This is a genomic window from Candidatus Rokuibacteriota bacterium (assembly GCA_030647435.1).
Taxonomy (GTDB): Bacteria; Methylomirabilota; Methylomirabilia; order Rokubacteriales; family CSP1-6; genus AR37.
This window is the reverse complement of record JAUSJX010000054.1, coordinates 38,027-62,139: the sequence shown is the minus strand read 5'-3', so window position 1 is coordinate 62,139 and position 24,113 is coordinate 38,027. Positions and strand designations below refer to the sequence as shown.

The window sequence follows — 24,113 nt, the reverse complement described above, 5'->3', positions numbered from 1 at the left end:
CTAGGCCATGGCCGCGACGATGCACGACCTGCTGACCATCATGATCGAGCGAGGGGCGTCCGACCTGCATATCACGACGGGCACCCCCCCGCAGATCCGGCTGCACGGCAAGCTGACGCCGCTGACGCAGTTCGAGCGTCTGACGCCGCAGGACACCCAGCGGCTGGCCTACAGCGTGCTGAATGAGGGGCAGAAACAGAAGTTCGAGGAGGACAACGAGCTCGACCTGTCCTTCGGTATCCAGGGCCTGGCGCGGTTCCGCTGCAACGTCTACCGCCAGCGCGGCGCGGTCGCGGCCGCGATCCGGGTCATCCCCATCAATATCCGCTCGTTCGAAGAGCTCGGCCTGCCCGCTGTCGTCGAGCAGCTGGCGGATCGGCCCAAGGGCCTGGTCCTCGTCACGGGGCCGACAGGCTCGGGCAAGTCAACGACGCTCGCGGCCATGGTGGACAAGATCAACAACGAGCGCAACGAGCACATCATGACGATCGAGGACCCGATCGAATTCGTTCACCACCACAAAAAGTGCCTGGTGAACCAGCGCGAGGTCTTCTCGGACACCCAGTCGTTCAAAAACGCGCTCAAGTACATCCTCCGTCAGGACCCGGACGTGGTGCTGGTGGGTGAGATGCGCGACCTCGAGACCATCGCCGCCGCGCTGACCATCGCCGAGACGGGCCACCTGACGCTCGGCACGCTGCACACCAACTCCTGCGCCCAGACCATCAACCGCATCATCGACGTCTTCCCGACCAACCAGCAGTCCCAGGTGCGGGCGCAGCTGTCACTGGTCCTCGAGGGCGTGCTCTCGCAGCAGCTGATCCCGACGGCCGACGGCCGGGGGCGCGTCATGGCGCTCGAAATCATGATCACCACGCCGGCCATCCGGAACCTGATCCGCGAGGAGAAGATCCACCAGATCTACTCGGCCATGCAGGCGGGCCAGAAGTTCGGCATGCAGACCATGAACCAATCGCTCATCGAGCTGGTTCAGAAGCGGCACATCAGTCGCGAAGAGGCGCTCAACCGGAGCATGCAGCCGGAGGAGCTGTCCCAGCTGGTGGCGGCGGGCCCGAGCGCCCCCACCACGACCCTCACGGGCAGCTCGCCGTTCGGCAAACGGTAACCAGGAGGGTGTGACATGGCGGTCTTCACGTACCAGGGACGCGGGGCCGGCGGGACGACCACCGGCGAGATCGAGGCGCAAGATCGCACCGCCGCGGTTGGCGAGCTCCGCAAGCGCGCCATCCTCGTCACGAAGATCAACGAGAAGGCCGGCGGCAAGACCCCGAGCAAGAGCGGCGGCAAGGTCAAGGACAAGGAGATGGCGATCTTCACGCGCCAGTTCTCCACCATGATCGACGCGGGCCTGCCGCTCGTGCAGTGCCTCCACATCTTGTCCGAGCAGAGTGAGTCGAAGAACCTCCGCGATGTGACGGGTAGGGTCGCCCGTTCCGTGGAGCAGGGCTCGACCCTGGCCGACGCGCTGCGGCGCAACCCGCGCACGTTCGACGACCTGTTCGTCAACCTGGTCGAGGTGGGCGAGACGGGCGGTATCCTCGACACGGTGTTCCAGCGCCTCGCGGCGTACATCGAGAAGGCCGCGGCGCTCAAGCGGAAGGTCAAGTCGGCGATGATCTATCCGGCGAGCATCATCAGCGTGGCGATGCTGGTCGTCATCTTCATGCTGACCTTCGTGATCCCGACCTTCACCAAGATGTTCAAGGATCTGGGCGCCGACCTGCCGCTGCCGACCCAAGTGGTCGTCTGGCTCTCCGATTTCGTGCGGAGCTACATCCTGCTCATCATCGCCGGCGTCATCGGCTGCGTCTTTGCCCTCCGGGCCTACTACCGGACGGAAAAGGGGCGCTCCACCATCGACGCGCTGCTGCTCAAGCTCCCCGTCATCGGAACGCTGATCCGCAAGGTTGCCGTCGCCCGCTTTACCCGCACGCTGGGCACACTCGTGTCCTCCGGCGTGCCGATCCTCGAGGGGCTTCGCATCACCGCGCGAACCGCCGGAAACAAGGTCGTCGAGAAGGCGGTGATGCAGTGCCGCGCCGCGGTCACCGCGGGCAAGACGCTGGCCGAGCCGCTCAAGGCCTCGGGGGTCTTCCCGCCGATGGTCATCCAGATGATCTCGGTCGGCGAGCAGACGGGCGCGCTCGACGCGATGCTGTCCAAGATCGCCGACTTCTACGACGACGAGGTCGACACGGCCGTGGGCGCGCTCACGGCGCTGCTCGAACCCCTCATGATCGTCGTGCTCGGCGTGATCATCGGCGGCCTCGTCGTGGCCATGTACCTGCCGATCTTCAAACTGGTCACTCTGGTCAAATAGCGCGTGCCGGTCGAAGAACCTCAGCCGCTCCGGACGTCCCTGCGCGGCCTGAGCTGGGCGCGGCTGATCACCGCCGCGATGGTCCTGGCCGCGGGCGCGGTACTGCGCTACGCGGGCAGCTTCCAGTTCGACTTCCTGTTCTTCGGCCTCGCCGTCTCGGCCGCCGGACTCGTCTCGTGCTTCCTCATGGTCGGGAGCGCGCACGGGGCCGATCTCCGCCGCTTCGCGTGGATGCAGATCTGCCTCGATGTGGCGCTGGTGACGGGCATCATCGCCGCGAGCGGCGGCTCGCACTCGGTCTTCACCTTCCTGTACGTGCTGACCGTGCTCGAGGGCTGCTTGCTGCTGGGTCGCCGCGGCGGCCTGGTCGCGGCCAGCCTCGCCGGCCTCCTCTACGTCGACGTCGTGCTGGGCCGCCACCTCCTGACCCTCTTGGGGCTCGCTGAGCCGGTCCAGCCGACGACCCTCGAGGTGCTCACGGTCCTCCTCAACGCGGCCGTCCTGTTCGCCATCGCCCTCCTGGCCGGCTCGCTCGCTGAACGCTACTACCTCGCCCAGCGCAACCTCGAGAGCCAGCGCAAGGACTTTTCCGATCTCCAGGCGTTCCGCGACCTGATTTTCCAGTCGGTCGGCTCAGGGCTGATCGCGGTCAACCCCGAGGGGCGCATCACCGCCTTCAACCGGGCGGCGGAGTCCATTACGGGCGTTGCCGAGCGGGAGGCGCTGGGCCAGACCTGGGAGGCCCTCTTCGGGCGTGAGGTGGACCTCGAGGAGGCACGGCAGGCGGCCGCCGGGCCCGGCGCCCAGTCCCTGCGGTACGAGATCCGCCTGAAAAGGCGCGACGGGCACGAGGTGCCCGTGGGCGTCTCCTTCTGGTCGCTGCGCTCGGGTGACGGCGAGGCCGTCGGGCTCATCGGCGTCTGCCAGGATCTCTCGTCCATCAAGCGGATGGAGCAGCAGGTGCGCCAGGCAGACCGATTGGCGACCATCGGGCGGCTCTCCGCCAACATCGCGCACGAAATCCGAAACCCGCTGGCCTCGCTCTCGGGCGCCATCGAGGCGCTGGTCCGCGAGCTGCCGGCCGATCCCGGCCGCGAGCGTCTCGTCGAAATCGTGCTGCGCGAGTCGGAGCGGCTCAACCGCATCATCCGCGACTTCCTCGAGTACGCCCGGCCGGCGCCCATGGCGAGCCACGCCGTCGACCTCGCCGATCTCCTGGAGGAGGTCGTCCTCCTCGTCGAGCACCGCTCGCTGCCGGCTGAGCTCAAGGTGATCCGGGAATACGGCGAGAAGCTACCCGCGCGGGTCGACCCCCAGCAGCTACACCAGGCCATCTGGAACCTCTGCATCAACGCCGTGCAGGCCATGCCCGAGGGCGGCGAGCTGCGCGTGGGCGGCCGGGTCGTGCCCGGCGGCGGGCCGCCGCGCCTGCAGCTGTGGATCAGCGACACGGGCCAGGGCATTGCGGAGACCGACCTGCCCCAGATCTTCGAGCCGTTCTTCTCCACGAAGGCGGAAGGCAGCGGCATCGGGCTCGCCCTCGTCTACCGGGTCGTCCAGGACCACGGCGGCCAGATCGAGGTGCGCAGCCAGCCGGGCGCCGGCACGAGCTTCATGCTGATCCTTCCGTCCGCTGACGCCGCGGTGTAGCATCGAGCCACCATGGCCAAGGCGCGCATCCTCGTGGTCGACGATGAGAAGAGCATGCGGGACCTCCTCTCGATCACCCTGGAGAAGGAGGGCTATGACGTCCTGACGGCGGCGGGCGGGGAGCCGGCCATCGAGGCGCTCCACCGTGAGACCGTAGACGCCGTCATCACGGATCTCAGGATGCCGAAGGTGGACGGGCTCCAGGTGTTGCGCGTCGCCAAAGAGATCTCGCCCGACACGGCCGTCATCGTGATCACGGCCGTGGCTTCGACCGAGACGGCGGTGGAGGCGATGAAGCTCGGCGCCTACGACTACATCACCAAGCCGTTCAAGCTGGACGAGGTCAACCTCATCGTCCGCAATGCGCTCGAGCGCAAGCGTCTCCGGGACGAAAACCTCTACCTTCGCAGGCAGCTCGAGACGCAGCACCGCTTTGAAAACATCATCGGCAAGAGCGGCGTCATCGCGGAGGTGTTCGACACTATCCGCAAGATCGCCGACAGCCCCTCGACGGCCATGGTCACGGGCGAGAGCGGTACCGGCAAGGAGCTCGTGGCCCGCGCCATCCACTTCAACAGCTTCCGGCGGGACAAACCCTTCGTCCCCGTGAACTGCGGAGCCATCCCCGAGGGGCTGATGGAGTCTGAGCTCTTCGGGCATGTCCGCGGCGCCTTCACGGGCGCCGTCGGCAACAAGGTCGGTCTCTTCTCGTCGGCCGAGGGTGGCACGCTCTTCCTCGACGAGATCACCGAGATCCCGGCCCTTCTACAAGTCAAGCTGCTCCGGGCGATCCAGGTTCGCGAGATCCGGCGCGTGGGCGACACCAAGGACATCAAAACGGACGTGCGGCTCATCGCCGCCTCGAACCGTGACCTCGAGGAGGCCGTCCAGGAAGGGATCCTCCGCGAGGATCTCTTCTACCGGCTGAACGTCATCCCGATCCAGCTGCCGCCCCTGCGCGAGCGCCGCGAGGACATCCCACTGCTCGTCGCCCACTTCCTCCAGAAGTTCAGCAAGGAGCTGGGGAAGGACGTCCGGGGAGTCACGCCCGAGGCCATGGCGGTGCTCGAACGCTATCGCTGGCCCGGCAATATCCGGGAGCTCGAGAACGTGCTCGAGCGGGCCATCGTGCTCGGCGCCGGGGACATGCTGGGCATCGACTCCCTGCCCGAGTCGGTCAGGCGCGAGCGACCCGTGAAGGGCCTCGACAGCGTGGACCTGCCCGAGGATGGCCTCGACCTGGAGGCGACGCTCGACACCATTGAAGGCCGGTATCTCCAGCGGGCGCTCGACCGGACCGGCGGCGTGCAAACCAAGGCGGCCGAGCTGCTGAAGATGACCTTCCGCCAGTTCCGCTACAAGCTCCAGAAACACCACATGATGCGCAAGGGGTCCGGCCCCGACGCCTGACACTTTTGGGTTTCCCTGCTGACACCAACCGTCAGCCGCACGCCATAGAACCCTGGCCTGATGCCCATGTTGGGGGCCCTGACATCCAGGGCGCGGTCGTTGTTTCTCAGTGCCTTAGCCGCCAGCCTGTAACTTCTCCCCTGGTCGTGTCAGTCGTGTGGCGGCTGTGAGGACCTCGCGGACACATGGCACCGAACATGCTTTCTGTAAGTGCCAAGAAGGCTAAGCCTTCATACCGGGGTCGAGAGACCCCATACTTGACAAGGGGGAGACAAAGAGATGATTAGCCTGTGGCACAAGAAGAGGACAGTGCTGGGCAACCAGCGCGGCTTCACGCTCATCGAGTTGATGATCGTGGTGGCCATCATCGGCATCCTGGCCGCCATCGCCATCCCGCTGTACGCCAACGTCCAGACCCGCGCCCGCGTCGCCAAGGCGCAGGCCGACATGCGGACGCTTGCGTCGTCGGTCAGCATCTTCACGGCCCACATGGGCACGCTGCCGGTGGCCCTGACCGATCTGACTGTGGCCACTCTCAACGGCCTGAACCAGAGCGCTGGCCCCTTCGTCACCCGCGTGCCCGCTCCGCCTCCGGGCGGCTCGCCGGGCTGGACCGCCTACGGCTACACGTCGAGCACCGCCGGGACCTTCTCCATCACCGCTAATGGCGACGCCACGACCATCACCGTGCCGTAGCAGGCCATTCACTCATTGCCGGCCGGACGAGGGAGGGGCCCACGCCCCTCCCTCGTCGCACCTGCGTCGCCGCGATCCTGCCGGGCTCCAGACCTCGCTCCTGTACAATCACGCCGTGGTCCCGCCCATGTTCCTCGACGCGGCGTGCTTCCTCTTTGGCCTCGTCATCGGCAGCTTCCTCAACGTCGTGATCGCACGCCTTCCCGACGGCCGGAGCGTCGTGCATCCGCCGTCGGCCTGTCCAGCCTGCGGCAGCCCCATCCGCTGGTACGACAACGTGCCCGTCTTCTCCTGGCTATGGCTCCGTGCGCGCTGCCGCAGCTGTCAAGCCCGCATCTCGTGGCGTTACCCGGCGGTCGAGCTCCTGACGGCGGTGCTGTTCCTGCTGGCCGCCCGGCGGTTCGGACCGGCGCTCGACCTCGGCGCGGCGCTCCTCCTGTTGGCGGCCCTTGTCGCGATCACCGCCATCGACCTGGATCACCAGATCATTCCCGACGTCATCACGCTGCCGGGGATCGTTGTCGGGGCCGGGCTGGCTATGGCCCTCCATCCTGCCGCCTGGCTCGACACGCTGTTCGGCATCCTGGTTGGCGGAGGCCTCTTTCTGGCGATCATCCTCGCGAGCGGCGGAGGCATGGGCGGGGGCGACATGAAGCTCGGCGCCATGATGGGAGCCTTCCTCGGCTGGAAGCTGGTGCTTCTGGCCATCCTCGTAGGGGTCTTCGCCGGAGGCGCCGTGGCCATCGGGCTCCTCGTGACCGGGACCAAGGGTAGGAAGGACCCCGTGCCCTTCGGTCCGTTTCTGGCCTTGGGGGCCGTGGTCAGCCTTTTTTGGGGAAATACCCTCTTGGACTGGTATCTCGGCCGTTTCTTGAGCTGAAACCGATTTCAAGGGGGTCCCAGCTGGCCCCTTTCTTGCTTCAATAATCCGCCATGAGCGTTATCCGTCCGCACAGAGGACCAGCCCAGAGCCAAGCCGGCTTCAGCCTCGCCGAGTTGACGGTTCTGCTGGCCGTGATCGGGGCGCTTTTCAGCCTCTCCCTCCCGGCGTTCATCACCTACTACCAAAGCGCCCAGGTGCGGGGAGCCGCCGCGGATGTTGCCGCCTATCTGAACCAAGGCCGCCAGCTCGCTATCCAGATGAACTGCTCCGTCTCGGTAGGGATCACCGCGACGGCGATCACCTACACCAAGCAGGGAAACTGCCAGAGTCCCGGCGTCTGGACGGGATCCGGCACGAACGCTGCTGGCAATATCCCGACACCCGACGGCATCACCCTCGCTACCAGCGCCATCCCGGTGTTCAACAACCTGGGCGCCGCAGCTCCGGCCGCCACCCTCACGGTCACCAACGGCACCTCCAGCCTGAGCGTCCTCGTCTCGGCCTCCGGTCGCGTGACCATCGGACCCTGAGCGAGGCAATGCTCGTCGACGTCTTTGTGCACAGTGCTTCGGCGGCACTGCACTACGAACTGGGCAGCGGGCAACTGGGCAGCGGGTCGGCGGCAGCCGTTCACGTCACCCAGCCCAGTCACAGCCAGAGCGTCCTCGCCCCGACGTCCGTCCACGCGACCGTAGAGCCCTGAACCGGGATGCTTGTCGAGGTCTTGGCGGCCGTCGCGGTGGTAGCCATCGGCCTCTCCGCGCTCACTTCCGCCATTCCCGTGGCGGGCGTCGCCGTGAGCGAGGGCGCCAAACTTTCGACCGCCACTTTTCTCGCCAGCGCGCGCCTCGAAAAGGTCCGCACCGCTGCGTGGAGCGCGGCACCGCCCGTGGATCGACTCGGCGTGTCAGGTGCGCCGCTGTCCCCTCCGCAGAGCGGCGGCACGACAACCTTCGCCGACGAGGCGGCGCTGCCCGACCCATACGCCGGCTATAGCCGTCAGGTCAGAGTCCTCGACTGCGGCCTTCCACCCGGTTGCGGCGTCATCACCTCCGGGCGCCTTCGGCAAGTGACGGTGACCGTGGCGTACCGGCCGGTCACGGGCTCAGGCCTGGCTGCGCTCGACAAGACGGTCTCCGTCACGACGCTCGTCGCCCAGCGGTGAGGGGATTCCTGGTCCGGCTCTGGATGGACAAGCGGGGCGCCGCGTTGCCGCTGGCCATCGTCACGCTGGTACTGCTCTCGTCCTTGATCCTCGGGCTCTCCGTCATGTCGGCGACGGAGCCCACCATCGCGGCCAATCAGCTCCGCACGGCGCAGGCACGAGCGCTGGCCGAGGCCGGCATCGAGCAGGCCCTCTGGGCCCTCGCAAATCCCGAGGCGCCCAACGGGCTACGAGACCCCTTGCCGCCTACGGTCCCGCCGCCGTACGACGGAAGCCGGCTCATCGTCATGGCGGCCGGGGGTGCGCCCCTGGGCGGCTTCCGTCTCGAGGTTGTCGCCGGCGCGGCCCAGAACGAGCGCGACGTGCTGTCGATAGGATGGGCGCCGACTGACGACGCCGGGGACACCCGTCCCAAAGCCCACCAGCGCATCACCGGCACGCTGTGGCGGCTGCGCGCGCCTGCGGAAAGCGCACCCTGTGCGCTCTGCGTGCGGGGTGATCTCGAGGTCACCGCCGAGGTGACAGTGGACGCAAGGGCAGACGCGCGGTGCGGCAGCAAGCGGGGCGCCTGGTCGAGCGGCGTCGTGAGCGTGGCGCCGACCGCGAAGGTCTGGGGTGCCGACGGCAACGACACGCCCAACGAAGCTGGGGACTACGTGCAGGCGCAGCCGGCCGATGCGGCGCTCGCATGGAACTTCACGGATGTCGACCTCCTTGCGCTCAAGCGGCTGGCCCGCGCGCGCGGCAGTTACTACAGGGGCTCGGTCCTTTTCGACGCCTCGCGTCCCGCTCCAGAGGGCCTCGTGTTCGTCGATACGGCGAATGGGGCTCCCATCACGGACGCGACCCCCGCGGCGGAGCTCGCGCGAGCCGAGCTCGTCGGAGGCGCCTTCCGCGGCTGGCTCGTCGTCGCCGGCTCCCTCGAGATCTCGGGCGACGCGCGCGTGCGCGGACTCGTATATGCGCAGGACGGCTTCGCGTATCGCGGCGCGACACCGGGAGGCATCGAGGGGCAGGTCGTTGCCGCAGGTGTGCGCGGCGGCTCTGGGAGCCTCTCCCGGACCGGCGGCGGCCCAGCTCTTACGTTTGACTGCGCGGCAGCTTCCGGAGGCGACGGCACCGTGCCGAGAGGCTGGATGCTCAAGGCCGGGTCGTACCGCGAGCCTTCAGACCCCTAATTTGCCCCATCCGTCGGGCTCCGGGGAGTCGAGACCCCTTTATCTAGTAGCGTCGAACAGTTGACAGTTGGGCCCAGCCCCCGTTATAAACTACGCGAGAGGTCAGCATTTTTTGCTGACGGGCAGTCAACCTTCACTCGGCCGCAGGGACCCCCTCATGGGAGTCGGCGGTCAGCAGGACCGGGAGCCGGCCATGGGGTTGTTCGGAATGGGCAAGAAGCCCTTGACCTTTGGGCTCGACATTGGGTCCAGCTCGATCAAAGCGGTCGAGCTCCGTGAAGGGAAAGGCGGGTGGGGCCTCACGGCATTCGCCCAGGTCGCCCTGCCCCGTGACGTGATCAGCGAGGGCAGCATCAAGGAGCCCGGTCTCGTCAGCGACGCCGTCAGGGAATGCGTGCAGAAGGCCGGCATCAAGGGCACCGCCGCGGTCATCTCTGTCTCGGGACGCGAAGGCATCATGAAGCGTGTCCCCCTGCCCAAGGTGACGCCGAAGGAGCTGGCCGACGCCATCACGCTGGAGGCCGAGCACCACATTCCCTTCGCGGTGGACGACGTCTTCCTCGACTACCAGGTCGTCGGCGAGTCGGTCAACTCCATGTCGGTGGTCCTGGTCGCGGTGAAGAAGGTCAAGGTGCTCGAATACGTCGCGGCCGTGGAGCAGGCCGGCCTCGAGGCCCTCGTCGTGGACCTCGACGCCTTCGCAATCCAGAACCAGTTCGAGCTGAACCATCCGGAGCCGGCCGACGAGGCCGTGGCGCTCATCGACATCGGCGCCACCGTCATGAAGACCAACGTCGTGCGCGGCGGCACCTCCGTCTTCGCGCGCGACGTTCCCTTCGGCGGCCACAACTACACCCTGGCCATCGCGCAGCGGCTCAACATTCCCTTCGAGAAGGCCGAGGCGGCCAAGCAGGGCCAGGACGTCGGAGTCGCCTGGGACGATCTCGTGCCCGCGCTCGAGGCCGTGTCGCGCGACCTCTCGCTGGAGGTCCAGCGCACCTTCGACTACTTCGCGTCGACGGCCGAGTCGGAGCGCATCGGCCGCATCGTGCTGTCGGGCGGCTGCGCGCGCCTCGCGGGGATCGACGAGTTCCTGTCTTCCTCCTGGGGCGTGCCGGTGGAAGTCGCGCGGCCGCTCGAGCGCGTAGAGCACGACGCCGGCCAGTTCTCGGCCGAGGAGCTCGACCAGGCCGGGCCCCTCCTTGCGGTGGCCGTAGGGCTTGGGCTGCGGCGTCCGGGAGACAAGGGCGCATGATCAGGATCAACCTGGCGCCGCCCTCGACCAAGAGCCGCGTCAGCCTCTCCATCCCGAGCTTCAACCTGGGCATACTCTTCGGAGCGGTCGCCCTGGGGCTCGTGCTTGTGCTGGGCGGCTGGTGGTTGAGCCTCTCGGTGGAGACCAAGCGCCTGAACACCGAGATCGCCGAGAACAAGAAGCAGGCGGACAAGCTCAAGGTGATCATCGCCGAAGGCCAGCGCTTCCGACGCGACAAGGAGTTGCTCGAGCGCCGGGTCAACGCCATCGAGCTCGTGGCGCGTCGCCAAACCCGTCCCGTCTACCTGCTCGACGCCGTCCTCGACACCCTGCCCAAGGACCTCTGGCTCACGCGTATGGAGGAGAAGGGGACGCAGCTTCGGTTCGCCGGCACCACCTACAGCGCGACGGCCCTGTCCGACTTCATGGCCAACCTCAAGGCCAGCGGCAGGTTCAAGGACGTGGACATCGTGGACGCCAAGCAGGACCTGACCAAGTCGCCGCGCCTGATCACCTTCGAGGTGGTCACGCGCTTCGAGCCCTGAGCCGTGGGCGCACTCGACACCATCGTCAACGCGCCGCGCCCGCAGAAGCTGATCTTCGGCGCGATGGTGCTCGTCATAGTGGGCGCGCTGGGTTACTTCTTCCTCATCTCCGGCGCCCGTGCGGAGCGCGACACTCTCCTGGAGGAAAACGAGGTCCGCCGCGCCGAGGTGCTCAAGGCGAAGGCGGACGAAGCCAACCTCCGCCCGTTCCGCGCGCTGGCCGAGGCGTTGCGCAAGCGCCTCGATACGGCCAAGGAGCGGCTGCCCTCGGAGCGCGAGATTCCGCAGGTGTACCGCCAGGTGTCGGACCTCGCCACGCAGTCGGGGCTCGGCGTCTCGCTCTTCCAGCCGAAGGCGGCCGAGGACCGGGACGTGCTGTCGGAGGTGCCGATCTCGGTCACGGCCGAGTGCACCTATCACCAGCTGGGCGCCTTCCTGGAGCGCGTGGGCAAGATGCCGCGCATCGTGTCGCTGGGCGACTTCCGCGTGATCGGCATCGACCGGCCCACGGGCACGCTCCGGGCCGAGATGACGCTGGCGACGTATACGTTCAGGCCGGAAGGCGCGCCGCCGCCGCCCGTCAAGCCGGGCTCCCCCGCGGCGCCGCGTGCGCCGGCAGGGTCGCCCGCCGCCGCGCCGCCGGGGCAGTCCCGATGAAGCTGCGCTGGCCAATGAAGCTGAGCTGGAAGGTCGCGCCGATCGTCGGGGCGACGCTGCTCGGCGCCTGTGGCGGAGCCGAGCCGCCGCCCGCCCCGCCCAAGCCCCCGGTGCCCGTAGCCGCACCAGCGGCTCCCCAGGCGCCGGCCGGGCCCGGAGCGTCCGCCGTCCGCCCACTCGATCCGGGCGCGGGCCCCGTGCTCCCGCCACTGGCCTACGACGCCAAGAGCCGCCGCGACCCGTTTTCGCCCGTCTCGCTGGCGCTCGAGGCCAAGGGGATCAACATCACGGCAGCGAAGCTGGTAGGCATCGTGCAGGGCCGCCAGGGCACGCTGGCCCTCGTCGAAGGGCCCGACGGTGTCGGGTATATTCTCAAGAGCGGCGACGCTGTCGGCAACGGACGGGTGACCGGAATCACCGGAACCACCGTGACCTTCGCGGTCGCGGCGCAGCCGGGTCAGGGTCCCACCTCGGTGACCCTGCGCTTGGTCCTCGACTGACATGCGGACACAGAGCCGCGAAAGGGGTGATCGCCCGATGAAGGCCATGGTGCCGAGCGTGGGATTGCTGCTCCTGCTCGCCGTTGTCGCCGCGGGGATCGGAACCGCACAGACGCCGGACGCCGCCGTCCAGGTGACGTCACTCAGCGTCGACCGCCTGTCCGACGGGGTCACCGTCCGCATCAAGACCAGCGGTCCGGCAAAGTACCAGTCGAGCTTCATCGACTCCCCGAACCGTCTCGTCGTCGACCTGCCGGGCGCCACATACACCTGGAGCAAGACCACGCTCAAGTCCGACACGGAGCCCGTGCGCCAGGTGCGCGGCAGCCAGTGGAAGGGCAGCGTGGCGCGCGTCGTGGTCGAGCTCTCCCGCAAGGTCGGCTACCGCATCGACGAAGACGCCGAAGGCCTGCTCATCGTGCTCGAGCCGGCCGGTACCGCCCAGGCCGAGAAACCCGCGGCGAAGCCGCGCGAGACGAAGGCGAAGGTCCCGCCGGCGCCGGCCGAAGCCTGGGCCCCCCGCGTGGAGACGCCGCGCATGGAAGCGCGGGCCGCCGACCCCGCGAAGCCTCCCGCCGCACCCGACAAGGAAGCTATGGCCACGGTCACTCCGGCGCCCCTGCCGGCAGTCGAGCCCAAGGCCGCCCCTGCTCCTGCTCGCATCGCCCAGGCGGGGCCGGCCGCTCCGCCGCCCGCGCCCGGCGCACCGTCCATGCCCAGCGGGCAGGCGCCATCGGGCGACAAGCTCATCTCGCTCGACTTCAGGGACGCGGACGTCGTGAACCTCCTGCGCATCCTGGCCGCCGAGAGCGGGCGCAACATCGTGGCGGGCGAGGACGTCAAGGGCAAGGTGTCGGTGTCGCTACACAACGTCACCTGGGAGCAGGCGCTCGCCACCATCCTCGAGGCTCGCGGGTTGCAGCGGCTCGACCGCAACGGCATCATCCGGATCGTGTCCATCGAGCAGTTGACCAAGGAACGCGAGGCGCAGGCGCGCGTGCAGGAGGCGCAGGTCAAGGCGGAGACTGAGATCCGCACCAAGCGCGCCGACGCGGAGCTCAAGGAAGCGGAGGCCGCCTACAAGAAGCTCCAGTCCGATGCGGCCATCACCGAGGCCAAGGCGCGCGGACCGCTGCGTGAGGAGACCATCCGCCTGTCGTACGCTGACCCCGAGGAGCTCGCCAAGACGCTCCAGGGCATCCTCGGCATTCCCCCCTCGGGCACCCAGCCGGTATCGTCTGCGCCAATCATTCAGAGCGTGCCGCAGAACCCGACCGTGGTCGGGTCGAGCCCCCCGAACCCGGCCCTCGGCCGGCTGCCGGAGCCGAACAGCCCGTACCCGCCCTTCCAGCCCTCGCCGAACCAGCAGGTCGTGTCGGTCAGCCAGGACGTCCTCGCCAAGGGCATCACGATCCAGGCGCACAAGCCGACCAACAGCATCTTCATCCGCCACTACGAGGCCGACCTCGAGCGCATCAAGAAGCTGATCAAGGAGAAGTTCGACATCCCGCTGCCGCAGGTGAAGATCGAGGCGCGGATGGAGATCCTCGACCGCGACGCCTTCGAGGGCATCGGCGTCCAGTGGGGCGGCGCCATCGTCGGCAATGTCAACAATACTACGACGCTGGTAGGCCAGGGCTTCCAGACGGCGGGGGCGGTGGCAGGCACCCCGGTTGGGGCGAACAGTTTCAGCGCCGCCAACCCGAACCTGACCCTCTCCCAGCTTTTCCCGGTATCGGGCACGACGGGCTTGCCGCTGGGCGGCAATCTGGTCAACCTGCCCTTCGGCGCGCTACCGGGCGCCACCAACGCGGGCGCGCCCGCCGGCGGCTTAGCCTTCGGCCTGATCTCGAATCGCTTCAACATCAACCTGGCGCTCCAGGCCCTGGCCAAACAGGGCAAGACGCGTACGCTCGCGCGGCCCGAGATCGTCACGGTCGAGAACAACAAGGCCTCCCTGTCGCTCGGTGAGGAGATCCCGTACGCCACGGTCAGCTCCGCCGGCACGCAGATCCAGTTCAAGGAGGCCGTGCTCAAGCTCGAGGTGACGCCGACGGTGCTCCGGGAGAGGGTCGGCGACCAGGTCATCACCAAGATCAAGATGGTGATCGTCGTGGAGAACAACTCGCAAGGCGCCAACATCAGCCCCACCCCCGGCATGACGGTGCCCATTATCAACCGGCGGAAGGCGGAGACCCAGGTCCTGATCAAGGAGGGCGACCGGCTCGTCATCGGCGGCGTCACCCAGGGCTCGTCCAGCACGACCGTGCGCAAGGTGCCGCTCTTCGGCGACATCCCCATTCTCGGCTGGCTCTTCAAGCAGAAGGAGAACAGCGAGACCGGCCGCGAGCTGGTGATCTTCGTGACGCCGTCGCTCGTGACGGGCCAGGGGGGCGCCGGCATGGCCACCACCCCCATCGCGCCGAAGTAGCGCGCACCCCGTGGCGTTCCGCTTTCTGACGGCCGGTGAGTCTCACGGCGAGGCTCTCACCGCCGTCATCGACGGCGTGCCCGCCGGCCTCGGGCTCACCGAGGAGCACCTCAACGAGGACCTGGCTCGCCGCCAGCGCGGCTATGGCCGCGGCGGGCGCATGAAGATCGAGCGCGACCAGGCCCACATCTCCTCGGGCGTGCGCTGGGGCGTGACCCTCGGCAGCCCGATCACGCTCACCATCCAGAACCGGGACTGGGAGAACTGGAAGCAAACCATGGCGGTCGGCGAGCCGCCGGCCGGAGCCCCGCCCAAGGCGGTCACGCGGCCGCGCCCTGGACACGCCGACCTGGCAGGAGCCATGAAGTACGGCCACCGCGACATCCGTAACGTGCTCGAGCGCTCGAGCGCGCGCGAGACCACGGCGCGCGTCGCCGTCGCGGGCGTGGCCAAACGACTGCTCGGCGAGTTCGGCATCACGATCCTGAGCCATGTCACCGAGATCGGCGGCGTGCGCATCGGCCCGCTCGAGGTGCCCTGGGACGAGGTTCGACGCCGCGCCGAAGCATCGGAAGTCCGCTGCGCCGACCCCGCCGCGGAGCGCGCCATCGTCGAGGCCATCGATCGGGCCAAGGAAGCCGGTGACACGCTGGGCGGAGTCTTCGAGGTGGTCGCCCTCGGCTGTCCCGTGGGCTTGGGTTCCTACGTGCAATGGGACCGAAAGCTCGACGGGCGCCTCGCGCGCGCGTTCTGCTCCATTCACGCCATCAAGGGCGCCGAAATCGGCATGGGCTTCGAGGCCGCGCGCCGGCCGGGCTCGCAGGTCCACGACGAGATCCTGTTCGACAGCGACAGCGGCTTCCACCGCCGCTCGAACAGCGCCGGGGGCCTCGAGGGCGGCGTCACCAACGGCCAGCCCGTGGTGGTCCGCGCCGCGATGAAGCCGATCTCGACCCTGCGCAAGCCTCTCCAGTCGGTAGACATGGTGACCAAGGAGACGGTGGAAGCCGTGGTGGAACGCAGCGACGTGTGCGCCGTCCCGGCCGCCGGAGTGGTCGGCGAGGCCATGATGGCGCTCGCCCTGGTCGAGGCTTTCCTCGAGAAATTCGCCGGCGACAGCATCGACGAGATCCGCCGCAACTACCAGGGCTACCTCGACTACCTCAAGAGCTGGTAGCGGGGGCGGTAGATGATCGACGTCCCCGTCAATCTGGGCGCCCGCTCGTACCGCATCCTCGTCGGCGCAGGCGCCTTGGCCATGGTCGGAGCCGAGCTCGCCCGCCTCAAGGCCGGCCGGAAGATCGCCCTCGTCACCGACCCGGCGATCCTGGCCCTCCACGGCGCCGCCGTCACCCGGAGCCTCGCCGCCGCAGGCTTCGACGTCACCACGGTGCTCCTGCCCGAGGGGGAGCGCGCCAAGACGCTGGAGGTCGCCGCCTCGACGTGGGAGCGCTTCCTCGACGCGGGTCTCGACCGAAGCTCGACGGTCGTGGCGCTGGGCGGCGGCGCCGTCGGAGACCTGGCGGGCTTCGCCGCGGCGACCTACATGCGAGGTGTCGGCGTGGTGCAGGCGCCCACCACGCTGCTGGCGCAGGTGGACGCCTCGATCGGCGGCAAGACGGCCATCGACCACCCGCGGGCCAAGAACCTGATCGGCGCCTTCCACCAGCCGCGCCTCGTGCTCTCCGACACGGCCGCGCTCTTGACCCTGCCGGAACGCGAGTACCGATCGGGGCTGGCGGAGGTGATCAAGCACGGCATCGTGCTCGACGCGGCGTACTTCGAGGACGTCGAGCGCGGCGTGGCGGCCCTGCTCGAGCGCGAGCCCGCCGCCCTCGAGCGGATCGTCGCGGGCTCGTGCCGTCTCAAGGCTTCGGTGGTCGAGCGCGACGAACAGGAGTCGGAGCTCCGCCACGTCCTCAACTACGGGCACACGATCGGGCACGCGATCGAGGCGGTCACCGGCTACCGGCGCTTCGCCCACGGCGAGGCCGTGTCGCTCGGCATCGCCGCCGAGGCCGGGATCGCCGAGCGCCTCGGCCTGGCCAAGCCCGGGGTGCGCGCGCGGCAGGTCCGCCTGCTCGAAGCCGTCGGGTTGCCTGTGCGCGGCGCTGGAGGGGCGCCTTCGCTCGTGGTCGAGGCGCTCAGCCGCGACAAGAAGTCCAGGGACGGCCGCGTGCCCTTTGTGCTGGCGCCCGAGATCGGCGCGTTCCGCCTGGTCTTCGACGTGCCGACAGCGACCATCCTCGACGCCCTCGCCGAGCTCGGCTGAACCCGCATTTTCGATTTGAAGGGTGAACGAACCGGGCAATAATCGCTCAACGCCCGCATGAAACGTGGCTCTCGGGGGCTCCTCGCTGGCACGGAGGGCACCACCCAATAGGTGACGCGAAAGCTGGCCCGGCCCTCTCTGCCAATATGAGTGAGACAGTGACCCCCTGGAAGTTTCGTGTCGAGGGCGAGTCGGGATTGGAGAGCGATGAGCGCATTGGAGCAGGCCCTGGGTGGGCCGGCGATCGAGGTGGTGGCGAAGGCGACGCGGCGGCGGTTCACGGTGGATTACAAGCGGAAGATCCTCCGAGAGGCGGACGCCTGCAAGACGTCGGGCGCGGTCGGGGCGTTGTTGCGGCGGGAGGGGTTGTACTCGTCCCACCTGACGACGTGGCGCGCGGCGCGGGAGCGAGGAGAGCTGGCGGCGGCACCGAAGAAACGCGGGCCCGTGCCGCGGGTCCCCGGTCCGCGCGACCAGCGGATCACCGAACTGGAGCGAGAGAGCATCCGGTGGCGGAAGCGCGCCGAGCGGGCTGAGGCCCTGGTCGAACTGCAAAAACAAGGTCAGGGCTGTTCAGCGCGGTTTGACCCGCCGCTCGGCGTCCAAACGTCCCTGGCTTGGGGCTGATAACGGCCTTTATGTCGGCTACGCGCATCGGCGGCTAACGACGTGACCCCCCGGTCCTCTCGACTGCGAATCGCTCACCCGCTGGCCTGCGCCCTCGTTGTGCTAGCCACGCTCGCCGCGTTCCTGCCGGCCCTTGGCAACGGTTTCCTCGATTGGGATGATCGCCACAATCTCGTGGACAACCCTCATTACCGGGGGTTCGAATGGGACCACCTCCGGTGGATGTTCACCACGAATCACCTCGGTCACTACATCCCCCTGACCTGGATGACGTTCGCCCTCGATTACGTCCTATGGGGCATGAACCCGGCGGGCTACCATCTGACGAACCTGCTGCTCCACACGGCAAACGCGGCGGTCGTGTATGGGATCGCCCTGCAGATCCTCGCCCTGGCCAGGCCGGCCAAGCGGGACGAGGCCGGGAGCCTCGTCGCCGGCGCGACTTTCACCGCGCTTTTCTTCGCGCTCCATCCGCTACGCGTGGAATCGGTAGCTTGGGTCACCGAGCGCCGCGACCTCCTCTCGGGCCTTTTCTACCTCCTCGCGATCCTGGCATACCTCCACTACGCTTCCGGTGCTACGGCCGCACACCGGTCCTTGCTCTGGGCTTCGCTCGCCTCCTTCACTCTCGCGCTGCTCTCGAAATCCATGGTAGTGAGCCTCCCTGCCGTGCTCTTGATCCTGGACGTCTATCCTCTACGGCGGCTCCCTTGGCCCTCGCGTGCATGGCTCGCGGGACCGGCCCGCGGTGTCCTCCTCGAGAAGGTGCCCTTCGTCCTGCTCGCCCTGGCCGCGAGCGCCACTGCGCTCCTCGTCCTCTCGGGTACCGGCAACATGACGCCCCTCGCCGTGGTGGGCGCCCTCGACCGGGCCGTCATCTCTCTCTTCTCACTGGCGTTTTATCTCTGGAAGACCGTGGCGCCCTTGAATCTCTCCCCGCTCTACGAGCTTCCGCCCCGGCTCGATCCTTGGAGTTGGCCGTTCGTTCTGAGCGCCGCGGTGGTCCTAGCCATCACGGCGCTCGCCCTCTGCCTGCGCCGCAGGCGGCCTGCGCTCCTAGGAGCGTGGCTGGCTTACGTCGTCATCCTCCTGCCGGTGCTCGGCATCGTCCACAACGGCCATCAGATCGCCGCCGATCGCTACACCTACCTCGCGTGCGTTGCATGGGCGCTGGCCCTCGGGGGTGTGCTCGCGTGGTGCTGGCCGGTGCGCGCTCCACTCGCTGCGGTCTTGGGGGCCATCGTGACGATCGCATTAGGACTTCTCACTTGGAGCCAGGTCCAGGCCTGGAAGAGCTCGGAGACCCTCTGGACCCACGCGCTGAAAACCCACCCGTCCTCCGTCGCCCACCTGAACCTCGGATGGGCGCTGGCCCAGAACGGAGAGACGGCTGCCGCAGTCGAGCACTACCGCGAGGCGCTCCGCATCCGGCCGCGCTACCCGGAGGCGCATAACAATCTCGGGCTCGCACTCGCCGCTCAGGGCGACCTCCCAGCGGCAAGGCTCTCCTACCAGGAGGCCTTAAGGCTGAACCCTCGCCTCGTGGCGACCCACCTCAACCTCGGCGTGCTCCTCGCGGGGCTGGGCGACACAGATGCAGCCATCGCCCACTACCGCGAGGCGCTCCGCGTCAGGCCGGCCTACGCTGAAGCGCACGCGAATCTCGCCCAGGCGCTGGAGCGCCGTGGACAGGTCGACGAAGCGTCCCGGCACTTCGTCGAGGCCGTGCGGCTCCGGCCGGACTCGGCCGAGGCGCACAACAACCTGGGCGCGTTTCTCGCGCGCCACGGCCAGCTCGCCCCCGCCGTGGCTCACTTCACTGAGGCCGTCCAGCTCAAGCCGGGCTTCGCCGAGGCGCACAACAACTTCGGCATTGCGCTGGCACAACAGGGCCAGCTGGCCGCGGCCGCCGAGCATTTCCGCGAGGCGGTAAGCCTCAAGCCCGCCTTTCAGGACGCGCGCAGCAACCTCGACCGGGCTCTGCGCGAGCTCGGCCAGGCCCGGGAGCAGTGAGCTGATGAGGTTGCTCCACCGCTGGGGGTTGCCGAGCCTGGTCGCCACGCTCTGCTTCGCGGTGTTCATCCCATCGCTCGACGGCCAGTTCCTCAATTGGGACGACCAGGTCAACCCGGAGATCGGACGCTTCCGCATCGTCTTCGACGTCCCCAAGCCCGTGATCCTGGAGGCCCTGGCCGAGCTCGGCTGAGCCTCCCAATTCTCTCGGGCGGCCGTCTACGGCCGTGCTAGAAATAGATCATTGCCCTGCCACCCGCCGTCCACCACCGTCCCGAAGCGCCGCCCATGACGACACGGCTTGGCTACCACCCCGCCCTCGACGGCATCCGCGCCATCTCCATCCTCGCCGTCATGCTCTATCACTCCGGGCTGATTCACGGCGGCTTCCTCGGCGTGGACGTCTTCTTCACCCTGAGCGGCTTCCTCATCACCACGCTCCTGATCGAGGAGCACGCGGCCGCGGGGCGCATCGCCCTGCGTGATTTCTACTGCCGCCGGGCCCTTCGGCTTCTCCCCGCCCTCGTGCCCGTGGTGATCGTCTCCGGAGTGGCCATGATCGCCACCGCGGGCCCGTCCCGCGTCGTCGGCATGTCGCTCTTCGTCCTCGCGGTGATCTTCTACGTGGCGAACTGGGCGGCCATCGCGGGGCTTCCCCAGGGCATGCTCGGGCACGCCTGGTCGCTGTCGATCGAGGAGCAGTTCTACCTCGTATGGCCACCCGTCCTCACCCTGCTCCTCCGCCGCGTGCGCGCGCGATGGCTGCTCGTGGCCGGCCTCTTCCTGGCCACCCTGGGATCGATCCTCCTCCGCTATCACCTGGCGGTGAGCGGAGCGACGGGCCGGCGCTTCTACCTCGGCACGGACGCGCACGCCGATCCCATCCTCATCGGGTGCGCGACGGCGTGCCTCGTGTCGTGGGGGTACATCCGGGGCGGGCGCGATCCGTCGGCCACGACGAGGTGGCGATGGCGGGTCGCCGCGCTGGCGGCCGCCGCCGTCCTCGCGGCCGTACTCGTGATGGCGCGTCTGCCCGACGACTATGCCCGGCGGGGGGCGAGCACCATCGTGGCGGTGGCCGCCGGCATCCTCATCGTGGACGTCCTGCAGCCCGGCTCGCGCCTGGCTCCCCTTCTCGCCTGGTCACCGCTCGTGTGGATCGGGAAGCGCTCCTACGCGATCTACCTGTGGCACCTTCCCGTGTTCTTCCTCGCGGGAGCCCTGTTGGCCTCGGGTCTCCTCGAATACATCCCGTCCCGAATCGTGCCGGCGTGGGTGATCACGTTCGCCATGGCCGGGGCCTCCTACCGCTGGATCGAGGCGCCGGCGCTTCGCCTGAAATCGCGATTCGCGGCGCGGCAAGCCGATCGCACGGCCGCCGCGCCGGCCGCCGCCGTCGCGCCCGCCCTTTAGCGACCCAACAGTCGCTGCGCCTGCTCCAGATTCCTCCGCGCGTCGATCCATTCGGGATTCAGCTCGACCGCGCGCATGAACTGCTCGGCCGCCTCCCGTAGCTTGCCTTCCTGCGCGAGGGCGAGACCGAGATTGTTCCGCGCCTCCGCGTAGTCCGGGTTCGGGCGGAGCGCCTCCCGGAAGTGCGAGAGCGCCTCGTCCCGCCGCCCCTGCACGGCCAGGGCCACGCCGAGGTTGTTCCACGCCTCGGCGAAGCGGGGGCGAACCGCCACGGCCCGGCGGAAGCCCTCCGCGGCCTCTGCGGGACGACCCTGCTGCGCCCAGGCCAGCCCGAGATTGTTCCACGCCTCGGCATAGCCCGGCCGGAGCGCCACCGCCCGCTCGAGCTCGGCCACGGCGTCGGCATAGCGGCGCTCAGCCGTGAGAGCGGCGCCCAGGTTGGAGCGCGCCACCCCGGAGCCGGGCTCCAGCTCCACGGCCCGGCGCCAGAGGCTTTCATCGCTCCGCCACACCGGCACCTGCATCCAGGTCAGCGCGGCCAGGGCCAAGAGCCCCAGCGCGGCCGGCCACAGCGCCCGGCGGCGCCAGACCGCGACGGCACCTCCGGCGAGCGCGGCAAAGCCCAGGCAGGCCAGATAGGTATACCGGTCGGCGGCGGCCTGGTATCCGTTGTGCGCGATGCCGAGCACGGGCAGCAGGGTCAGGGCGAAGGCTGCCCACGCCGCGAGGAACGCGGGCCAGCGCCGACGCAGGAGCAGGGCCGCGCCGGTGACCGCGACGACGCCGAGCGCGCTCAGCACGATGCGAGCCTCGAGCGGGCGGACCGGCAGCGCGAGCTCATAGAGCGGCGAGAGGGACGTGGGCCAGAGGAGCTTCGCGAGGTAGAAGCCGAGCGCGTAGAGCGAGAGCGCCGCGCGGGCCGGGAGACCCAGGACGCCGAGCGGCGTCAGCCCGCCGCCGACGGCGATGGCCCGGACGGCCACGGCCGCGCCGGCGACCGCGAGCGCCGCGAAGGGCAACTTCTCGAGCCAGACTCGCCGCGCGGCGGGCGTGAGCCAGCCGGCCGCGCCGCCGAGGCGGCGGAGCGGGTAGATGTCGAGCAGCACCAGGAGGCCGGGCAGGCTCGCCGTGATGGACTTGGACATGAGCGCGAGGGCGAAACAGCCGAGCGCGGCCCAGTACGCGCTCTTCGCGCGCCGCGCGATATAGCGCAGGTAGGCCCACACAGCGAGGAGGTAGAAAAGCCCGGAGAGCACATCCCGCCGCTCCGTGACCCACGCCACCGACTCCACGCGCAGCGGGTGGATCCCGAAGGCGAGCGCCGCCACGAGGGCGCCCATGCTGAGCCACGGGTCGGACGCCGGGCGGGCCGGAAGGGCCGGTCGCAGGAGTGCCCGCGCCACGCAGAAGAAGACGACGACGCCGGCGGCGTGGAGCAGGACGTTGGTCAGGTGATAGCCCGCCGGATTCATCCCCCAGAGGAGGTAGTCGAGGCCGAAGGAGAGCCAATTGACCGGCATCCAGTGACCCATGAGAACCGTCGTGAACATCCACGCGAGGTTCGAAGGGCCGAGGCCGCGATACCACGGGTTCCGGAGCAGCAGCGAGCCGTCATCCCAGTCGATGAAGCCGTTCGCGAGCGCCGGCAGGAAGACCACGACAGCTCCGAGGCCGGCTACCAAAGGCAGGAATCTCGCGGCTCCGCTCGGGCTTGGGCGAACCGCGCTGTCCGTGTCCTTGTGGTCGGCCACCAGGGCGAGTTTGTCATGGCGGCATAGGCGCGGCAAGGGCCGGGAACGCATTGACTCTCGGGCCTTTGGCGCTTATAAAAGATGAGCCATGGCGAACCCGATCCCCCAGGGCGGCGGGACAGCCGCCGAGGATCCCGTGGCGGCGGGCGCCATCAAGCGGTACGAGGAGCGGCTGGCCCGGGATCCGGCCTCGCTGGCCTTCGCTCCCCTGGCCGATGCCTACCGCAAGGTCGGACGGACGCGGGAGGCCATCAACCTCTGCCGCGAGGGGCTCGGGCGCTTCCCGCACTACACGACGGCGCGCCTGATCCTCGCCAAGGCGCACCTGGACGATGGCAACCCCGACGCGGCGCTGGGCGAGCTCGGGGTCATCCTCCAGTCGGGCCCGAAAGACGCCCAGGCGCATCGCCTGGCGGCCGAGATCCACCGAAAGGCAGGGCGCTGGGAAGAGGCGCGGCAGCATCTCGAGCGCGTGGTCAAACTCGACGCGGGCGACCGGGAATCGCGCCTGCTGCTCGAGACGCTGGCCGCGGAGGGGCGCGCGGGGGACGGCTCGCCGCTGGGGCGCGTGCTGGCGGACGACACGTTCGCCACGATGAGCATGGGCGCCCTGTGCCTCGAGCAGGGGCTCAGCGACGAAGCGGCGCAGATCTTCCTGCGCCTGACCAGGAAGAACCCGGGTGATGCCCGGGCACGCGCGGGCCTCGAAGAGGCGCTGCGGGCCAAGACCCAGAAACGGAAGGGACCATAACGTCATGCAGGTGTCCACGGCCGAGTTCAAGAAGGGGCTGAAGATCCAGTTCGACGGGCAGCCGTACACCATCGTCGACTTCCAGCACGTCAAGCCCGGCAAGGGCGGCGCCTTCGTGCGCACCAAGCTCAAGCACATGAGGCAGGGCCGCGTCATCGACAACACCTTCCGGGCCGGCGAGAAGGTGGAGCTGGTCGACTTCGAGGACAAGCACATGCAGTATCTCTACAAGGACGACCGCTACCACTTCATGGACACGGAGACCTACGACCAGATCTCGCTCTCCGCCGAGGAGGTCGGCGACGCGCGCTCCTTCCTCAAGGAGAACACGGACGTCGACATCCTCTTCATCGACGGCAGCCCCGTGACGGTCGAGCTGCCGACTTTCATGGAGCTCGCGATCACCAAGACCGACCCGGGCATCCGCGGCGACACGGCCTCGGGCGGCTCCAAGCCGGCCACGCTCGAAAGCGGCGCGGTCGTCCAGGTGCCGCTCTTCCTCAACGAGGGGGACATCGTGAAGGTCGACACCCGGAGCGCCGAGTACCTGGGCCGCGTCGCGGCGGCCGGCTAGG

General features: G+C 68.7%; 22 protein-coding genes and 1 pseudogene. 22 read left to right on the top strand and 1 reads right to left on the bottom strand.

Going from position 1 to position 24,113, the window contains the following annotated elements:
* Positions 1 to 7 precede the first annotated feature (7 nt).
* The 20 genes and pseudogenes from Q7W02_09925 (at position 8) to Q7W02_09830 (ending at position 21,036) form a co-directional block, all read left to right on the top strand.
* Positions 8 to 1,126, top strand: coding sequence for a type IV pilus twitching motility protein PilT (locus tag Q7W02_09925; GenBank protein ID MDO8476494.1), 1,119 nt, complete (start codon positions 8 to 10; stop codon positions 1,124 to 1,126).
* 15 nt (positions 1,127 to 1,141) lie between these two features.
* Positions 1,142 to 2,341, top strand: coding sequence for a type II secretion system F family protein (locus tag Q7W02_09920; GenBank protein MDO8476493.1), 1,200 nt, complete (start codon positions 1,142 to 1,144; stop codon positions 2,339 to 2,341).
* Positions 2,342 to 2,344: 3 nt separating this feature from the next.
* Positions 2,345 to 3,991 (top strand): ATP-binding protein, encoded by a 1,647-nt coding sequence (locus Q7W02_09915; protein MDO8476492.1) that lies wholly within the window; start codon positions 2,345 to 2,347, stop codon positions 3,989 to 3,991.
* A gap of 12 nt (positions 3,992 to 4,003) precedes the next feature.
* Positions 4,004 to 5,401, top strand: a complete 1,398-nt coding sequence (locus Q7W02_09910) for a sigma-54 dependent transcriptional regulator (protein ID MDO8476491.1) — start codon at positions 4,004 to 4,006, stop codon at positions 5,399 to 5,401.
* 279 nt (positions 5,402 to 5,680) lie between these two features.
* Positions 5,681 to 6,097 carry a prepilin-type N-terminal cleavage/methylation domain-containing protein gene (locus Q7W02_09905; protein MDO8476490.1) on the top strand — a complete coding sequence of 139 codons (417 nt, stop codon included), beginning with the start codon at positions 5,681 to 5,683 and terminating at the stop codon, positions 6,095 to 6,097.
* 115 nt (positions 6,098 to 6,212) lie between these two features.
* The gene (locus Q7W02_09900) at positions 6,213 to 6,977 is read left to right on the top strand and encodes a prepilin peptidase (GenBank protein ID MDO8476489.1); all 765 of its coding nucleotides are present in this window, start codon (positions 6,213 to 6,215) and stop codon (positions 6,975 to 6,977) included.
* 53 nt (positions 6,978 to 7,030) lie between these two features.
* Positions 7,031 to 7,510, top strand: a complete 480-nt coding sequence (locus tag Q7W02_09895; GenBank protein MDO8476488.1) for a hypothetical protein — start codon at positions 7,031 to 7,033, stop codon at positions 7,508 to 7,510.
* Positions 7,511 to 7,689: 179 nt separating this feature from the next.
* Entirely contained in the window at positions 7,690 to 8,145 is a 456-nt protein-coding gene (locus tag Q7W02_09890; protein ID MDO8476487.1) for a hypothetical protein, read from the top strand.
* Entirely contained in the window at positions 8,142 to 9,323 is a 1,182-nt protein-coding gene (locus tag Q7W02_09885; GenBank protein MDO8476486.1) for a hypothetical protein, read from the top strand. Before Q7W02_09890 ends, Q7W02_09885 begins: the two co-directional genes overlap by 4 nt.
* A 157-nt stretch (positions 9,324 to 9,480) precedes the next feature.
* Complete coding sequence (pilM, locus tag Q7W02_09880) at positions 9,481 to 10,578, top strand: type IV pilus assembly protein PilM (GenBank protein MDO8476485.1); 1,098 nt, start codon at positions 9,481 to 9,483, stop codon at positions 10,576 to 10,578.
* Positions 10,575 to 11,123, top strand: a complete 549-nt coding sequence (locus tag Q7W02_09875; protein ID MDO8476484.1) for a PilN domain-containing protein — start codon at positions 10,575 to 10,577, stop codon at positions 11,121 to 11,123. Before pilM ends, Q7W02_09875 begins: the two co-directional genes overlap by 4 nt.
* A 3-nt stretch (positions 11,124 to 11,126) precedes the next feature.
* Positions 11,127 to 11,780 (top strand): type 4a pilus biogenesis protein PilO, encoded by a 654-nt coding sequence (gene pilO / locus Q7W02_09870; GenBank protein ID MDO8476483.1) that lies wholly within the window; start codon positions 11,127 to 11,129, stop codon positions 11,778 to 11,780.
* A gap of 14 nt (positions 11,781 to 11,794) precedes the next feature.
* Positions 11,795 to 12,280 (top strand): hypothetical protein, encoded by a 486-nt coding sequence (locus Q7W02_09865; GenBank protein ID MDO8476482.1) that lies wholly within the window; start codon positions 11,795 to 11,797, stop codon positions 12,278 to 12,280.
* Positions 12,281 to 12,317: 37 nt separating this feature from the next.
* Positions 12,318 to 14,711, top strand: coding sequence for an AMIN domain-containing protein (locus Q7W02_09860; GenBank protein MDO8476481.1), 2,394 nt, complete (start codon positions 12,318 to 12,320; stop codon positions 14,709 to 14,711).
* A gap of 10 nt (positions 14,712 to 14,721) precedes the next feature.
* The gene (gene aroC / locus Q7W02_09855; GenBank protein ID MDO8476480.1) at positions 14,722 to 15,888 is read left to right on the top strand and encodes a chorismate synthase; all 1,167 of its coding nucleotides are present in this window, start codon (positions 14,722 to 14,724) and stop codon (positions 15,886 to 15,888) included.
* Positions 15,889 to 15,900: 12 nt separating this feature from the next.
* Positions 15,901 to 16,983, top strand: a complete 1,083-nt coding sequence (gene aroB, locus Q7W02_09850; protein MDO8476479.1) for a 3-dehydroquinate synthase — start codon at positions 15,901 to 15,903, stop codon at positions 16,981 to 16,983.
* 207 nt (positions 16,984 to 17,190) lie between these two features.
* A pseudogene (locus Q7W02_09845) lies at positions 17,191 to 17,544 on the top strand (IS3 family transposase).
* 165 nt (positions 17,545 to 17,709) lie between these two features.
* Positions 17,710 to 19,623 (top strand): tetratricopeptide repeat protein, encoded by a 1,914-nt coding sequence (locus Q7W02_09840; GenBank protein ID MDO8476478.1) that lies wholly within the window; start codon positions 17,710 to 17,712, stop codon positions 19,621 to 19,623.
* Positions 19,624 to 19,627: 4 nt separating this feature from the next.
* Entirely contained in the window at positions 19,628 to 19,816 is a 189-nt protein-coding gene (locus Q7W02_09835) for a hypothetical protein (GenBank protein ID MDO8476477.1), read from the top strand.
* A gap of 95 nt (positions 19,817 to 19,911) precedes the next feature.
* Positions 19,912 to 21,036 (top strand): acyltransferase, encoded by a 1,125-nt coding sequence (locus Q7W02_09830; GenBank protein MDO8476476.1) that lies wholly within the window; start codon positions 19,912 to 19,914, stop codon positions 21,034 to 21,036.
* Here Q7W02_09830 and Q7W02_09825 read toward each other — a convergent pair.
* Entirely contained in the window at positions 21,033 to 22,694 is a 1,662-nt protein-coding gene (locus Q7W02_09825; GenBank protein ID MDO8476475.1) for a tetratricopeptide repeat protein, read from the bottom strand. The two genes, Q7W02_09830 and Q7W02_09825, sit on opposite strands and share 4 nt — an antisense overlap.
* 181 nt (positions 22,695 to 22,875) lie before the next feature.
* Here Q7W02_09825 and Q7W02_09820 point away from each other — a divergent pair, with 181 nt between their 5' ends.
* Together Q7W02_09820 and efp are read left to right on the top strand one after the other, a co-directional pair.
* Positions 22,876 to 23,538: a tetratricopeptide repeat protein gene (locus tag Q7W02_09820; GenBank protein ID MDO8476474.1), complete on the top strand. Its 663-nt coding sequence runs from the start codon at positions 22,876 to 22,878 to the stop codon at positions 23,536 to 23,538.
* Between the two features lie 4 nt (positions 23,539 to 23,542).
* Entirely contained in the window at positions 23,543 to 24,112 is a 570-nt protein-coding gene (gene efp, locus Q7W02_09815) for an elongation factor P (protein ID MDO8476473.1), read from the top strand.
* The last annotated feature ends 1 nt before the right edge of the window (position 24,113 follow it).